The organism is Lysinibacillus sp. UGB7 (assembly GCF_049058285.1).
In the GTDB taxonomy this organism is placed as follows: Bacteria; Bacillota; Bacilli; order Bacillales_A; family Planococcaceae; genus Lysinibacillus; species Lysinibacillus sphaericus_B.
On the sequence record NZ_JBMGUV010000025.1, the window covers coordinates 1 to 16264 of the forward strand.

General features: G+C 32.7%; 13 protein-coding genes and 1 pseudogene. 3 read left to right on the forward strand and 11 right to left on the reverse strand.

Annotated features, from left to right (window positions below):
* Window positions 1–242 precede the first annotated feature (242 nt).
* The 3 genes from ACOMCU_RS19525 to ACOMCU_RS19535 all read right to left on the reverse strand — a co-directional run bounded on the left by ACOMCU_RS19525 (window position 243) and on the right by ACOMCU_RS19535 (window position 1731).
* On the reverse strand, window positions 243–764 hold the full coding sequence (locus tag ACOMCU_RS19525; RefSeq protein WP_010859545.1) for a hypothetical protein: 522 nt from the start codon (window positions 762–764) through the stop codon (window positions 243–245).
* 6 nt (window positions 765–770) lie between these two features.
* Window positions 771–1238, reverse strand: a complete 468-nt coding sequence (locus ACOMCU_RS19530) for a toxin C-terminal domain-containing protein (protein WP_421051170.1) — start codon at window positions 1236–1238, stop codon at window positions 771–773.
* Between the two features lie 277 nt (window positions 1239–1515).
* Window positions 1516–1731, reverse strand: coding sequence for a hypothetical protein (locus ACOMCU_RS19535; protein ID WP_421051124.1), 216 nt, complete (start codon window positions 1729–1731; stop codon window positions 1516–1518).
* A gap of 39 nt (window positions 1732–1770) precedes the next feature.
* On the opposite strand from ACOMCU_RS19535, the gene ACOMCU_RS19540 reads away from it, so the two are divergent.
* Window positions 1771–2061, forward strand: coding sequence for a hypothetical protein (locus ACOMCU_RS19540; RefSeq protein WP_421051126.1), 291 nt, complete (start codon window positions 1771–1773; stop codon window positions 2059–2061).
* Between the two features lie 108 nt (window positions 2062–2169).
* Here ACOMCU_RS19540 and ACOMCU_RS19545 read toward each other — a convergent pair whose 3' ends face one another.
* From ACOMCU_RS19545 to ACOMCU_RS19570, 6 genes are all read right to left on the reverse strand, one after another.
* The gene (locus ACOMCU_RS19545; protein ID WP_421051127.1) at window positions 2170–2649 is read right to left on the reverse strand and encodes a GNAT family N-acetyltransferase; all 480 of its coding nucleotides are present in this window, start codon (window positions 2647–2649) and stop codon (window positions 2170–2172) included.
* Window positions 2650–3866: 1217 nt separating this feature from the next.
* On the reverse strand, window positions 3867–4541 hold the full coding sequence (locus ACOMCU_RS19550; protein WP_421051128.1) for a hypothetical protein: 675 nt from the start codon (window positions 4539–4541) through the stop codon (window positions 3867–3869).
* A 467-nt stretch (window positions 4542–5008) separates the two neighbouring features.
* Entirely contained in the window at window positions 5009–6301 is a 1293-nt protein-coding gene (hemL, locus tag ACOMCU_RS19555; protein ID WP_421051172.1) for a glutamate-1-semialdehyde 2,1-aminomutase, read from the reverse strand.
* A 385-nt stretch (window positions 6302–6686) separates the two neighbouring features.
* Window positions 6687–6857, reverse strand: a complete 171-nt coding sequence (locus ACOMCU_RS19560; RefSeq protein WP_155242438.1) for a hypothetical protein — start codon at window positions 6855–6857, stop codon at window positions 6687–6689.
* A gap of 284 nt (window positions 6858–7141) precedes the next feature.
* Window positions 7142–7432, reverse strand: a complete 291-nt coding sequence (locus ACOMCU_RS19565; RefSeq protein WP_010859551.1) for a hypothetical protein — start codon at window positions 7430–7432, stop codon at window positions 7142–7144.
* Between the two features lie 542 nt (window positions 7433–7974).
* A complete protein-coding gene (locus ACOMCU_RS19570; RefSeq protein WP_421051129.1) occupies window positions 7975–11190 on the reverse strand; it encodes a collagenase in 3216 nt (1071 codons plus the stop codon).
* 532 nt (window positions 11191–11722) lie between these two features.
* On the opposite strand from ACOMCU_RS19570, the pseudogene ACOMCU_RS19575 reads away from it, so the two are divergent.
* Window positions 11723–11833 (forward strand): annotated as a pseudogene (locus ACOMCU_RS19575) (IS3 family transposase); the annotation flags it as partial.
* Window positions 11834–12096: 263 nt separating this feature from the next.
* Here the strand turns inward: ACOMCU_RS19575 and ACOMCU_RS19580 are convergent.
* Window positions 12097–12498 carry a hypothetical protein gene (locus ACOMCU_RS19580; RefSeq protein ID WP_421051130.1) on the reverse strand — a complete coding sequence of 134 codons (402 nt, stop codon included), beginning with the start codon at window positions 12496–12498 and terminating at the stop codon, window positions 12097–12099.
* A gap of 468 nt (window positions 12499–12966) precedes the next feature.
* Window positions 12967–13419: an OsmC family protein gene (locus ACOMCU_RS19585; RefSeq protein WP_010859555.1), complete on the reverse strand. Its 453-nt coding sequence runs from the start codon at window positions 13417–13419 to the stop codon at window positions 12967–12969.
* 1769 nt (window positions 13420–15188) lie between these two features.
* Between ACOMCU_RS19585 and ACOMCU_RS19590 the strand changes: the two genes are divergently transcribed.
* The gene (locus tag ACOMCU_RS19590; protein ID WP_155242442.1) at window positions 15189–16256 is read left to right on the forward strand and encodes a hypothetical protein; all 1068 of its coding nucleotides are present in this window, start codon (window positions 15189–15191) and stop codon (window positions 16254–16256) included.
* The last annotated feature ends 8 nt before the right edge of the window (window positions 16257–16264 follow it).

Genomic DNA, 16264 nt, shown 5'->3' on the forward strand with positions numbered 1-16264 from the left:
TGAGGAGGGTTTTTTGTCTTGCGCATTTTTAGTATAACATGAAGTGTTTTTCGATTAAAAATGTTTTTCTTGACATTCTATTAGCTGGTTTAGTTTAAGTATATTTGTTCACAATGTTATTCTTTTCCCACTTCATTTAATACAAGAACGCTGCCCCTTTAGCTACATAACAAAAGGACTCCCCTTTTTCAAGGAAAGCCCCTAAGTACAATACTGCTTTAGTAAATTAACAAATGTTTTAATTATTCATTAGAGATCTCATAATACGTATCATAAAGGTTTTTATAGTTACCTTTTAGCTTATTAATATTAGTGGAGTCATTTGAAATAATATCAATAACATCACTACTTACATATAATAAATATTCATTGGAATAGAATGAAATATATGCTCCTATTAATCTTCTTTTAACATTAAAACAGTAATTATATACATCTAAAGGATCTAAGTTTTTTATAGAAGCATAAATTACCCCATCATTTGTATCGCCTTCTAATACTACATCCTCTTTCCAATTTTTCAAATGAATAATTTGACCAATCTTTGTTTTGGCTGACTTACGTTTTTTATTGAAAATATATTCAGAAACAAAGATAGCATTAATATCTTTATTCCCATTAAATATTTGATTAATAATTAATTGTAGGTTAACACTACTTAGCTCCTCAATATCAAATCGTATCCGATTGTCTTCATGGACTTGGAAAAAAGGTGTCACTTGAGTACAGTCAAAATCAATATTAAAGTCTTTTAATTTTACCAAATTGTATCAATCTCCTATTCTATTTAATTCGGCATCATAGGTTCCTGAACGTGTTTTCTTTGAACCTAAATTTTTTATAGAGTCGGCGCCTTTCCTTACTCCTCCATTATGACCATCTTGATCTATTGAAATATATTTAGGTTTTCCTTTTTTATTATAAAATATATCAATAGAATTACCATATTTATCATCTAATTTGGCACTTACTGTTATAGTATCTGTATCTTCATTAAACTCTAACATACTAATAATAGTAATTTCTTCTGTATTTAAACTAGATTCAACGTATTTAGAGTCGCCTTCTATAAAATAATTATGTTCTACTATTGCACTATTAGAAACTAAATTATTCTCTTCAGTATTAAGTTGAACTATTTCTGGCCCTTCATTTTCAATCGATATTGCATACCCTACACCACCATAAACTATAAATAATGACACAGAAAGTAGTATCGCTATGAATTTTTTCATTATTCTTCCCCCTTATATTGTATTAACCCTTTCCCATAAATACTTGTAGGACCAAGTTCTAATGCTGTTCCATTTAAAAACTGGTTAAGAGAATAGACTGTAGTCAACACCACCAACATATGTCGAAAAGGAAAGATTTGTTGTTTTCATAAATATTTTTCATCAATAAAATTTATAAGAGATATCCTATTTACATAAATCTGCTGCGTTAGTTTAAGTACATTTCTTCCCAAAATTGAAAATCACCTCTAACTAAAAAAACTGCAATAGGCGGTGCTCATTAAGGTGTATCTGGTTCAGATTTTTCAACTAACGCTCGTGTGAAGTTTGTATGCCAAGTTTCCGCAATTTCTGGATCTTCTAACTCAGCTGTAATCGCCTCATAGTAGAATTGGCCATGTGTATCAGCAACTGCACTAAATGCTAGTTCAAGCATCGCTAACTCTTCTTGTGACGTATCAATGTTGATGGTAAATCCACCCGCATTAGAATGCAAATGCTCAAACTCAAGTTTTTAATGAAAGTATTTATCAAGATGTCGATGTCACGGAATCCTCGGAAAATACAAATTATTAAATATTTAGCAAATGACTCCATTTCTAGCAGTCAAATGATTTTAAATTATTCAAATGCAAATTTAGACTTTGGTAATGCAAAATTTATAGATATTAACGATGATCAGAACAAATACACATCTATTACAATTCCTGTCATTGGAGATAAATATAGTTTGTTAAGTAACGTAACTTTAGTTTTTGATTCAAATACGATTGTCGTTAAGGTAGTTGATAACTACGGTGCAAAAGCAAGCAAGACGATAACTTGATGCTAAATTACCGCAAAACAGAAAACCAGAGTTAATCTACAAAATGTAGAATCAACTCTGGTGACGAAGAAAGTAGAAAGTAACCTTACTTTTATTTGTGGTATATTATTATTTTATTAATTGTCTCATGATAATTTCTTCGCCGATACGTCCTATTAATCTCTCATTTGTATCTTCAAATCCCACTTTTAAATATAGTTTTTGTGCCGGTATATTATCTTTGTCTACAACTAAAACAATTTCATCGAAATTAGGAAATTCTGTTTTAACAAACTCAACTAGTAATGTCATTCCTTGTTTTGCGTAACCTTTTCCTTGTTCAGTATGATTAATTGATAGTGCAGTTAATAACATAGCATTCAAATTATTAGAGTATTTCTTTACTCTTTCATTTGAATTTAGGAGAAAGAAACCAACGGGTGTATTATCGCTTAAAATTACAATACGATACTGTCCTTCATTAATTTCCTCAAATTTGCTTGGAAGTGCAGAAAATTGTTTTTGTTCTTCTGTAAGTACAAAAGAGTTCAATTCTTTCATATATTCATTTGAAAAATGCTTTAATTCAACCCTTTTCAATTTTTCCATAACATAATTCTCCATTCATTTTTTCTATACTTTACCACCTAATTAGCTTTTGGTCATTCATTTGTTTGAAATTTCAAAAATATATTATCGACTTAAATATTTTGCTTTTTCAAAAGTCTATTGCTCCGTTAATTTAAAAACAAATAGGGGCACTACGCCCCATCAACATCTGTTTAACTATACAGTCTCTTGTACGAATAATCGTTGTGCTGGAAAGTTTCATGTGCTTGCCAATAGCTCTCATGCTATCACCATCTAGCAATCTATGAAGTACTTCAACCTCTCTGTCGCCAATCACATAAGGAATCGTTTTTGCACCTCTGCAATCTTTTCCTCATATTCCTTGATACGCTAATTTAGTGAATAATCACGGCGTTGTACCTCTGTAAATACCGGATCACTTGTACCACCGGATGCTTTTGGTAATGTCGCTTCAAATCCATACATTGCTGTTTTTGTACAGTCAAGTCACTAAAATACTCACTAGCCTTTTTCCATTTAACAATGGTTATTTTTTGATTCGCCAGTACCCTTTTAAGTTTGAAATAATCGTTTCGTATGGCCTTTAATAATCCGTCCAATATCGGTAAATAAACATTTTTCATTTTTAAGTTTTCGATGAATTAATAATCACGTTGCAAGGATTGTTGTTAACCCCATAATCTTTACGATATCTCCATTTACAGCACTTGTTCAATTTGTTGTTTTTCCAGAGAAGAAGTGCTGTAACCCCGTCACCTTGTTGGTAAATTTCATTAGTTCCCCTGCTTTACATATAATCTAAAACTCCAACCCTATCATAGGTTGATAGATAAGGTAATAATACAAGTAGTATATGGAATAATTGGAAGATATAATAGTTAAAAACTGTAGTTTTAAATAAATGTTGATTTTCTATTTTCTAATAGAATAGTGTAAACAAAAACCCACCTATAATCTCCAAATCAGATGGATTTAGGTGGGCTTTGTATGTGCTAATTAAGTTATCGATTCTTCTTGAGAAATAAAACTAATGCTAACGAAGCCAAAAAGAATAAACTTAGATGGAAACTCAACAAATTAGCAATGTATTGAATGTAATAATGTGTATTAAGTATTGTGCTTTGTTGTAGCATTAAAGAAGAAACAATGATCGGACTAAATAACGTAATTATAGCTATGAAAATTATGCAAATCGAAAAAATTTTTTTATCCAAAAAATCACCTACCAATTCTGTCTATAAGTATCTATAAGTTTTAGTATAAGATACTCCTACTGGTTTTCCTGCAACCCCACTCCCAGCACGTACATATTTAGTAGAAATAATTTGTCTTTCCGGAACCCAATAATCAAAATGATACTGATCGAGTACAGGATAAGCGCTTAGTTCTACCCGTCTTACTTTTTTTTCATTGTGGATAACTGGGGCTGTATATTTACCAGTATAGCTTACTGTATGCGTACTTGACACACTAAATCCAACTGCAATTGAAACTGCATTTTTATTAAAACCGCTCATTGTACCATCCAGAGTAGCTGAAGCCGAAAAAGTATTAGTTAAGCTAATCTCTATTCCAGGTTCTCCCCATAACGTATTAAGTAATTGTGAACCTTGAGTTCTACCTGCATGAAATACATTGTCTGCATACGGTATGAATGCACTCATTGGTTGGACACTTAAGTTATCCTCGAAGTTTTCTTCAATTGTACTATTACTATCAATAACTGTAACAGTTAAAATATTTTCATCGTTCATATAACCATTGACTGCATTTTCGAAATCTAATCCAGAATTGTAATTTGCTCTATCAACTACTATTTCCCCTTCATTTAATTCTGCTGCTGAACTTGGTGTAATTGAAAATCCTAAAAATAACATTAATCCAAAAAATGGTGATAATAAGTATCTCATTTCCTCACTCCTATTTTTATTTTTTGGTATAAAACAACCAATTAACTAACAGATTAACATATTTAGAAAATATTTCAAATTAAATCTACAAAAGCACTCAATCGTTACTAAGTGGTTTAATGGAATTAAACATCATGAGTAAATATAAACTGAGCCGAGTATTATGAGCTGCTCTAAATGACGTTAAAAATAAATAATTAAATGAAGGAAACGGTTTTTATGCACAAAAAAGACTGTCTTTAGACAGTCTCATTACCTGTATTTCAACCAATTATGTCAGTGCTCCGGTATTCTCCATAAAGGTTGCTATAAGCCTTCAATCAATTGTTATAGTTTTTTCATTTTTATTGAATGAATTATTATTTCAATCTTTTGTATTCTGCTATAAAGTTCGAAGTAAAAAAAATTTTCTTCCCCAAAAGATTGTTTTGTCATTACTCCTGTTCTATTTAAAGAAAATACATCTTCTAAATAAATGATAAAATCCTTTTAAAAGCTACATCTGCAGCATTAATGGTTCTATCAATATCATTTATTGAATGGGCAGTCGATATAAATATACTTTCATATTGAGATGGAGGTAAAAGTATACCTTGTTTAAGCATTTCTACATAGAAACGCCGAAACATCTCAGCATCTATTTTTCGAGTATCATCAAAATTTTGTAAGGGATTTTCTATGAATGAGAAACCAATCATCGTTCCAGCTTTAGTTGTTTGAAGTGGGATATTATACTTAGTAGCGACTGTTGATAATCCTTGAATAAGTCTGTCTGCTAGCTCTTCTATATACTTGTAACTGCCATGATCTAATTTATTTATTGTGGTATAGCCAGCTACCATAGCTATTGGATTACCCGATAAAGTTCCAGCTTGATAAATATCACCTTCAGGCGCAATTAGATTCATAATCTCTTTTCTTCCTCCATATGCACCAACAGGCATCCCTCCACCAATTATCTTTCCTAAACAAGTTAAGTCTGGTTTAATGTTATAAAGCCCTTGAGCGGAGTGGTAATCTATACGGAAACCAGTCATTACCTCGTCAAGAATAAATAGCCCACCATATTTTTTAGTTAATAAACGTATAGCTTGTAAGAATTCGGGGTCAGCAGGTATTCCTGCCATATTACCAGCAAAGGGTTCTACTATAACTGCTGCAATTTCTGACCCAAATTTTTCAAATATTTTATTAAGTGCTTCAATATTGTTATATTGAACTGATAAGGTATTTTTTGTTATCTCTAAAGGTACACCAGGACTATCTGGAAGGCCTAATGTAGCAATTCCTGAACCTGCCTTTACCAATAGATCGTCACTGTGTCCATGATAATTTCCATCAAATTTAACAATAATGTTTTTGCCAGTAAAACCTCTAGCCAGCCTAATAGCACTCATTGTTGCTTCTGTACCCGAGTTAACCATTCTAATCTTCTCTATGGAAGGAATCCGAGTTGTTATTAATTTTGCTAGTTTATTTTCTTGCAACGTAGGCAACCCAAAACTTGTCCCACTATTTATTGCTTTAAGTAGTGCACTTGAAACCTCTTTATCTGCATGGCCATGAATTAATGGTCCCCAGGAAAGAACATAATCTATATAACTATTACCATCAATATCATATATTTTCGAACCTATCCCATGGCTAATAAAAATTGGTTCGATACCAACAGATTTAAATGCTCTTACTGGGCTATTTACTCCACCTGGCATAAGTTTGTTTGCTAATTTGAAGGCTTCTGTTGATTTGATTGTATTTATTTTAAAAACCACCTTTATTATTTAGATGTTTTGGAACGATGAAGTAATTTTTTGTCTAACAATCTTCTTTCTTGCGTCCTGAAGCTTGGCAAGCTAATTCCATCTTCTTCCTTACAGTTGCATACTGTCTTCAACTAAATAGACTAATATATGATGCCCCCTCTTTGTTCGTTGCCAGTTCTATGAAATGAACGCTCTAATCATAACGAATTAAGGATTGATAAAAAACATCCAAAAACATATTTTTCAGCAGTCCATAATTGGATTCATACTTTTCTCGTTTACAATCCACTTACCGGAAAATAGAACCTAAAGTATAAGAAAGTGAGAAAAGACGATTATTTTTACACATAAAGAAAAGCCACTCAATTGAGTGACCCAAAAATTAAACCTTTTGAATGTAAACTACACTTAGTATAGGTGCACTAAAAATCATGTCCCCATTTGTATCATATAAAAAGTATGCCTCATCTTCCACTACGATTTCATCTACACCATTTACAATTTTTTTAATTAAACCTTCATTCCCATAAGCAACTGCCACTTCATAATTCACTAGTATGCCCCCTAACTCACTTATAAAATAAAGTAAATTATACCATTTATTATATAACTAGGTAAATATCTTGCTCTGAAAATGATACCTAAATCTTTAAATGCTGTACTTGGTATATATCTGACGACGATAATCAAAAGATGAAAGTATCATTTTTGGCAGTGGTCGGTCGCTGGTCTGTCCTTCTCCAAATATTTTGGTTTTTATAAATACCAATGGAAGAAAACTTTCCACACCACTTACCTCAAACTATCGTACATGTATACCATCTGTTCCTTTTAGCCTTAGCCCATTGATATCTTTCCTTTATCTTTCAATACGATTATTAACATATATAGGCTAAATAATAGAAAGATTGCAATTGTTATTGCAAAAGAGTATGTATCGTTCATCTTAAAGTAAAAAGTATTTATAGAATTTAATAGACCAAGTATTACTAAAAATCCCCAAAAAGTGTTTTGTCTTTTGGAGTTATCTCTTTTTGATTTATTCATATAACTAGCAGAAAGCCAGATAAAGAAAGGTAGATAACATACAATTGCAAAAGTAAGAATAATCCATCCACTAAACGTCATAGTATACACCTCCTTGAACCTTCTTTATTTTATACGAATAGCAAGTTCAATAGTTTCATTTTATTATTCTAAAAAAACGAATTCACTCTTCGAATACTTCATATATTGCCTCTCACCTTGAATATTATCGTACTTGATAGTTTCATGTACTTGCCAATAGCTCGCATGCTATTCCTTTTAAGGAGTCAGTGAAGTCTCTCTATCCCTACGTATAACCGATACGCTATTGTAACTCAGCAACCTTAAATTCATATTTAAGAATGCGTTTGTTACTTGAATACACTCGTCGTTGTACCTCAATAAAAACTGGTCATGCGTACGAAATATTGCCTTTATTCCATACACCGCATAGAAAATGACTCCGGCACAATACCGAAGTCATTTAATTGCAGCTTAAACTATTAAGGTAGCTTTTATTAAACTATCCATCCAATGGATTAAGTGTGTTGCCTATCATCTCTTTAGGTATCATATGATAGATATTTGCACAGTGGCACCTCTACTATTGAAACTTAAACTTTCGTATACGCTTAAACATATAATTATTGTACTTCTACTGTATATGTCCCGTTTTCATTATCGAATTTATAAATACATAAATAATACTTTCCTGGTTCCGCTTTATAGTTAGCTTTTATAATATTTCCATCTTCCTGTCCATATGATGCGTAATTTTGCATATCAGACTCATGGAAAAGGACCCATGTCATGCCAATGTGATTTTCATTTACGACTGAAATATCTATGTCTTTTGGAGACGTAACATCGAATGTGTATACATCCGTTTCATCAGCATCAATCAAACTACCTTTGAGGAGCAGATTAAATGGAATCATATTCGCTTCTTCTGGACGATTATTTGGTTCTATCTCTGTTTGTGCTCCATTCCGTACATTTACTGTATATGTTCCGTTGTCATTATCAAATTTATAAATATATAAATAATACTTTCCTGGTTCCGCATTAAATTTACCTTTTATAGTATTTCCATCTTCCTGTCCATAGGTTGCGTAATTTTGCATATCAGACTCATGATAAAGCACCCATGTCATGCCAATTTGATTTTCATTTAAGACAGAAATATCTATTTCTTCTGGAGACGTAACATCGAATTGATATACATCCGTATTATCATCAACCAAACTACCTTTTAGGGGCATATTAAATGGAATTATCTTCGCCTCTTCTGGATGATGTGCTCCCTTCCGTACAGTTACAATTGCTTGATCTTTACTTTCTATTCCCATATCATCTTTCACTGTTAATGTCACATTATATGTTCCTTCTTTTTCGTATACATGAGTAGGGTTTGCCTCATCACTTGTTTTTCCATCACCAAAATCCCAAAGGTAAGAAACTATTTCCCCATCCTCATCTTTTGAACCATCGCTTTTGAACTGGATTGTTTCATTTTCGATTCCAGCATATGGACCATTTACATTGACAATAGGTGCTTGATTTTCTCCCTCATCCGTTGCAACGCCGTGGAAAACAATATCATATTCAAACTGGTTTGCTGCATTCACACGGTAGTTTACAAAATACGCTGTCAATGTTTTATAGCCGCTCCACTCTTTTTGCGATAGTTGCTCCAGTACTTGGTTCACTTGTTTACTCATCGTTTTCCAATCGTTTGATTCACCGTTTGTTTCACTTCCTACATAGGTACCTTCGACTGTAAATGTATCAAAAAATTGAGAGTTATGTTTTGTAATTTTTGCATCTTTTACGTTAGCAACATCGGCAATTTCTTGCTGCACTTCGTTTAACGCTTTCGGTTTATGTTCCACTAAATAATCTTCTGATACTTGTGGCACCTCGTATTTTTCTTGATTATCAATCAATTGCTGCATATAGGCTTGGTACTCCGTATTCAGTTGTGAATCTTTACTTAAAGCGTCACGATACGCATCATAATTTTTCACATCGTTCGCACGAATTAAATCTTGAATCCTATCAAATGTATCAAATTGATGATTATACATATAAGACTGTAGTGCAAATGAATAATTATAAAAATCCCATGATCCATATTTTGCAAACATTGTTTGTTCAGCTGTATAGCGTTGTGATGGTTCATCTGATAATCCACTAATAATGCTCTTACGTGGAACAACGTCATTTGTACGTGTTGATCCTGCAAAGAATTCTGCATTTCCTTCTTGGAACCATGTTAGTCGTTCATTTTGATACATATCTCCTGTTCCAAATAAACCAGGAACCTCATACCTTCCCTGTAAATAATGTGTAAATTCATGGCGGAACAACTCTTCTAAACTATAAATACTTTGCTCAGGCGTACGTTCATATGTAAAGAACGTTCCCTTCTCTTCAATATAAATACCACCATTATTTGTTTCATACCCGTACAATTGACGGTTTAATTGATATTGATCTGGAGAGTCATAAATTACAACTGTTAATACATCGTCAGCATTGCCTTGTTCTAATGCTTTATCATTCCCAATTACACGGTGATATTGTGCTTTTACTTCTTTTGCAGCCCAGTATAATCTTTGAATTTTGTCTTCTGTTACTTTGTCTCCCGTCTTAAATACAATTGATCCATCATCAAATGTATATGTTTTGGGTAAATACTGCTTCTTTCCTTCTTCACGTATTTTCTGTAAATCTACTGTATTTCCACTATAGTCTTTTCCACCATAATTTGTTGTAATTTGCTCTACTGCTACAAAATAAGCTTCACTTAAATAAGGATATATATGCATCGCTTGTGTAACCACTTCTAAACCTTTATCCGGATTACTATGGAATCCTCCTAAACGTCCTGCATAATAAATGCCATTATTGATTAACCAACCATTGTCATCAGTCACATTATGCATAAGAGCAATTGTATTAACTTCATCTATGAAGCTATCAATCTTTCCATACCACATCGTCGTATTAGGTTCTTTACGTGTCTCATACAAATACGACTGCAAGTCATAATCAATCCCTTGCATTAAATCATATATAGCTTGTCCTTTTAAAGGATCGCTTTCATATGTAGAGAGATTTTCGTTATACTGTTTTAAAATCTTCGCAGCATACTGAACTGTTGCTACATCACTTGAGGCATTACCTATTAATTTTCCATAGGCGGATACCACTTTATCTTGCTCAGCTGTACCAAGTTTAAAGTTTGGATTCTTAGCCATTTCCGTTAATGCTGATAAACACTTATCGTGAAAACTTCTGTCGTTTAAATAACCTAGTTCGTTATTATAAAATGCTACATAAAAAGCAGAACGCAATAGCTCAACAAATGTCTCAATACCCTTTGAATCATCTTTCGTAAAAGTACTTCCTCTTTTCCCTAACTCATTGATGATCACTTGCATGCGCTCTTCATTTTGATAAAAAACTTTTGTTTCCTCACTGAATTGGAATAAGTCTGTAATTTGATGCCAACGAATATTTCCTAGCGTATCAATTAGCTCACTATCGCTCATGCTATTAAGCTCTGCCATCGAGTATTGTTGCTGCAATTGCTTCGTATCAGCACGTTCTATAATTGGAGCTGGATGTTGCGAAAAATCGCCAATTTCCAATCGTTTTTCAAATGATAATGTTTCATCAGCCTTTGTAGAATGTACAATTTCATCTTTCGGAGTTTCTATGCCAATAGGTTTCATTTGTAATACATTATAAGGCGTTTTTTCTGCTGCTGATACTTCTGCTTGTAACCCTCCTAGAGATAGTGCCATTGTACTGATCCCAATTAACATTTGATTGAATTTTAATTTTTTCTTCATAACAAGTCCTCCTCTAGCACCACATTAGTTATTTGGTACTACATTCATTATTCGGTAATATATTAATTATTTGGTACTATATTACTCCTCTAAAAATAACATATTATGTGAATAAAACAATATAAAATGTTATATTTAGTAAAATTTTCTTGTATAATTTGAACGCTAAGACACAATTAGACCATATACATAAAAAAAGAATCCGAAATTCAGATTCTTTTTTTGTTAAAGCGAACTTTATAGCATTTTGATGAAAAATATGTAGAAAAATTTTAATATTATTTGAATAAGTGTCCTGTTTTATACATTGTGCTGCTACTTCCAAGAGTTAAATGTTCATAGATGTCATTATTAGCACTTAATAGAGCTTTCAATTCTATGACTTGGCTTATATATACTTCATCTACATCCTTTTTAGATTAGTAGTATTAGTAGGTCAAAGTTTTATAGTTTTTACGCACCAGAACCAAGATTTCTTTTATATTTAATTGTTGTTGATTTTACAAGCTCTATCACTTTTTTATACCAATATTTAAAAAACAGGATTAACGAATACATTGAGGTATATAACACAAGAAGATATCTATGGGACTTAAAGGAAATGACTCCGGCACAATACCGAAGCCATTTAATTGCAGCTTAAACTGCACAGGTAGCTTTTATTAAACTGTCCATTTTTTTAGGGCGCAGTTCAATTAGCCACTTTATGGAGGTTTTTTTATATGAAGTTATACTAAATTTGTTTGCAGAGGTAACCTTTACGGTTGTTAATACGAATTACTTGGTCTATCCATATCTTACATTGTCCGAACAATTTAGACTATCTGTATCTTGTGAAGAAGCTATTGCGCTTGTTGAAAATAAATTCGCTGTAGCAGTTCTTGAATGGCCTGTTGATAGTGTTTTTTAAATAGCTAAATACATTTCTTTTACATATCTTGAATACTCATTTTGCCAATTTTCATTTGAGTCCTCGATATTATTTAATTCTATAGAATCCCCATTTGCGAATGTAGCTTTTAGATAATGTTCTTCATTTGAAAAATGAGGGATTTGAATTTCTTTCGTAACGACTCCGCTTTGATTGTAATGACAAACAAAGCTATTTTGGTTAACGAGCACTCTCAATATTCCTTTAGAACTAAAATAAAATAACTCAGTCTGTTTTTGATTTAAAAGATTCTTGGCATAAAAAGCTTTTATATCTTCTCCTAAAAGATCGTCTATGTATTTAATTACTTTATTAAGCGTAACTCGATCATCAAGTATGCCCTCAACTACATTTTTTCTAAAATCTTGGTATTCCATCTCCTTCACCTCTAACTCAATCATAATCCGAGAGGGACTAGATTGGAACAATTTTCTACAATAAAATAACCTCCATCCCCGCTCAGGATAAAGGCTCGTCTATTGTGGTAAACCTATTTAATTGACGATAGCTCATTTTTAGAAAAAACGTGGAGCTCGCCATATTTCGATGTATGGGCATTGTGTTTTTATCGTGCACTTTTAGTCAGTTTGGTTGGAAAATAGAAGAAGATCACATAATCTCTTAAAAAATATGAGCCGGCCAGGTATGTCATGACTCGGACACGTATATGGAGCGCTGGTCGGTCGTCAGTCTATCTATAATACCAAGGGAGGAAAATATTGCCTCGTCGTCCCCCCTCTTTACACTATAGATTGCTTAAAAAATACGCTTGGAACATTTGTCATTCGCTCTTAAACTCACACCACTAATCAGACTTATTCGATATTTTGGAAATAAAAAATAGATTAAATTATAGGATTCTCCATAACAATCCCTGAAGAGACAAGATTTACTGTATTAGTAATCGTATCACCTACAGGGCAATGGGCTTCAATGAATTTTTTAAATTCCTCTACCTTTTCTTCTGATGCGTTCGTTTCGATATGAAAAGTATATCGAATTGCTAAAAATCCAGGTCTTACATCGGATTTCCCTAAAAAGCCATCTGTATCAAGGTCTCCTTCTAATTCAACCCAAAAATTTTGAAGGTCTATATCAAATTTTTTAGCAAAAGTTCTCGCTACTATTGATTGACATGCACCTAAAGCAGCAAGAAGGAGTTCTACAGGATTTGCACCTTGATTATCTCCACCTAATTCTTTTGGTTCATCTACAATAATTTTATGTCCTCTTACATTAGCTTCTACTAAAACCTTTTCTTTTAAATATGTGTTTGCCTTAAATGTTGTTACCGCCATTTAAAATCACTCCTAATTATTACAATTTTTTCCTCTATGTTACTTGTAGCTCTTTCTTTAGTCAACTACTAATTATTTAATTTAAATTGCAATAATACATATTATAATTTCTTACAACATCAAACATGCCCTTAAAATACAAAAATGATGAAGCATCTGGAAATTCACTTCATCATCAGATCAATTACTCGTTCCCGCACTCGCTGTACACTTGTATGGCACATATTAGGCTTTGCTGCAATCACTGAACAGGCATGGCCTCTAGCAATCGGAAAGCACTTCCCTGTTCAATGTTTACCAGTTAAATTGTGTACCATCATCATTTCATCGTTGATTTATTGATACGAACTTTGCGTAAGCTTTGATTGAACTTGTGCATGGATTAGATTACTTTGGCCAGCAATAGCTTTAGGCATTTTTGCTTAAATACCGTATTTGGCGTTGGCTGCAGTTGCCGTTATTGAATCAAGCTCGTCCTTCATTCTCATGACCTTACACATATTTGTCGTCCTAGTCTAGTTGATAACGGTTTAATTCTGTTTCCCCTCCTAAGTTGTGGTATAATATCTTTCTGACTAACCGTCAAAAGGGCTTGAACCAATTCTAGGCTGCAGCGTCTACAAACGTTGCGGCTTTTTTTAATTTATTTCTCAGGCAATTAACTATACAAAAATAGCTATCACATCATATTAATAATGGGGTGGTGATGCTAATTTTGCCTTACTCACTTTTTATACTGAGGGTTACTTTCGTCGAGTGACCCTTTTACTATTTTCTTTTCTCGTGCAGCGCAATATCAATTCCCGAAACTTTTTTCAATTTCATCCGTACATTAACTAGGTATGGTTCTCCTCCCTAATTTCTTATTTAAAAATTACTTTCCCATATACTAGGAAGTATTCAATGTCTTTTGCACTGATAGCTTTTTTGCTTGTCTGGCATTTGCACTTGCTACTTCGGCTGATTCTAATATTAAAAAGTTGAAAAATGAGTTGATGAACTTACAAAAAGGTAATCATCTTAAAATTACATAATGAGGTAATGCTATGGACATATTTTCATGGATTTCAGTTGTTGGAAATCTGCTACATTTTATACCACCTATGATTCTGCTACCTATTGTGATGGTAGTCTGTGTGGTCTTTTACAAGATGATATTCGGTAAAATCTTACCTACAAAGATCTATAATTTCTTTATTGGTCCCATCGCCCTTCTTGGTTTCTTCGTATGGGCTATACCAATGAATATGGGATTTTACGCATTCTTTAGAGCGATGTTTTGATCGCTCTTTTTTCGTTTCCCACATGTGCAGTAAAAGTGCATTTTTACATTGCTTTATTTACAAGCTAAAACAACTTCAATGCTTGCTCCACCAAAATGAAAGTTTCTTTCAACCTTTATTGTCGCGTTAGATGTTTCCACTATTGAAAGATCAACCTGTTGATGAATTATTTCGCATATTGTCTACGCTTTTCACCATTACTAAAAACCAATAGAGAGGTATTAGTAAAAGGCTGTAAATCGTAAGGCATTATTCCAATGGTATTTTGTCGTGAATTTTATATTTTTCTTACTTCTATTTTTGCCTATGACGGCATAAATCCTTTTTACGTGCATATGTTCTAAATAAGGAAATTAAAATATTCCATTCAACTGTATATTCAATACTTATTTATGATTTTTTGTCATTCTTAACAAATAATTATCTTTTTATGGTAATATATAGAATATATTATTAAATTCGACTATATAATTCCAGAGGTGAGAAATGAATACAATTAAATCTTTGATTTTCCCCCAAGACTTGAATAGATTAAATAAAGCCCTACTCAAAGAGGTCTGTAATGGTATGACTTTAGATTCAACAGGAAATGTAAATGAATTAACAAGTAGAGTGTGGACAGCGTTTGAGCATATTGAAGGTGATGCCCTGGAAATAATAAGCAATAACATTTTTTCAGGAGTTGTTTCTTTAGCTTGGTATCAAACTACAAATCAATCTGGTTTATCGGGGCTTAAACAAAGTATTATTGATAATATGCCATTTGATCCTTTTGAAACAGTAATTACGCCAAACAGCGAGAATATTCCAAATGAACCTACAATTATTGCTGCAGCCGAAATCGAAGGGTCACAGGCTTATTATTTAAGGTTTATTCATCGTACAGGGGTTAATGTTGATTACTTTTTAGCTAACCGTAGAGAATACGTTAAACACGAAATTACGACAGTTTATATTGATGAAATTAAGGGAATAATCGAAGTACGAGCAAGTTTAGCTGTTGCAAAGAAAATTATTGCTGGATTAGCCGAAATTGTGGATGAGGAATACGAATTCAAACAGTTTGATTTTTTAGAGAGATACGGTGGTACTCTTGATTCTTTAGTTGATGTTCTTGAAGGAAAGCTTATTGATGCTACAGGAAGACCAGCAGGAATAGTAAGTACATTTGAAGAAACACAAGGTAAATCTTTTGTAAGTATACTTTCTGCAATTGATGAATACTATACTAATGGTGAATTAGCCGTTCTTGAGCAAAATTTAAATAGCGAGAATATTACCGGTACATTACAAACCACACCTTTTACTATGTTACTTTTAAGTGGTCTTGAAACAATAGGATTAGGTAGTATTAGAGAACTAAGAGGGTTGCCATTATATGATTATTTAGAGCCTTACTTAGCCAAACAAAAAGGATCTATAATATTTGAACATAGTGTTGGTGGCGTAGTACAAGAATATTCTATAAGAATTGGCTTAACGACAAAGACATTTAAATTCAATGTATTTGCGTCTGAGCATGTATTGCATTATATTAGAGAAAAATTGATTTAACAAATTTA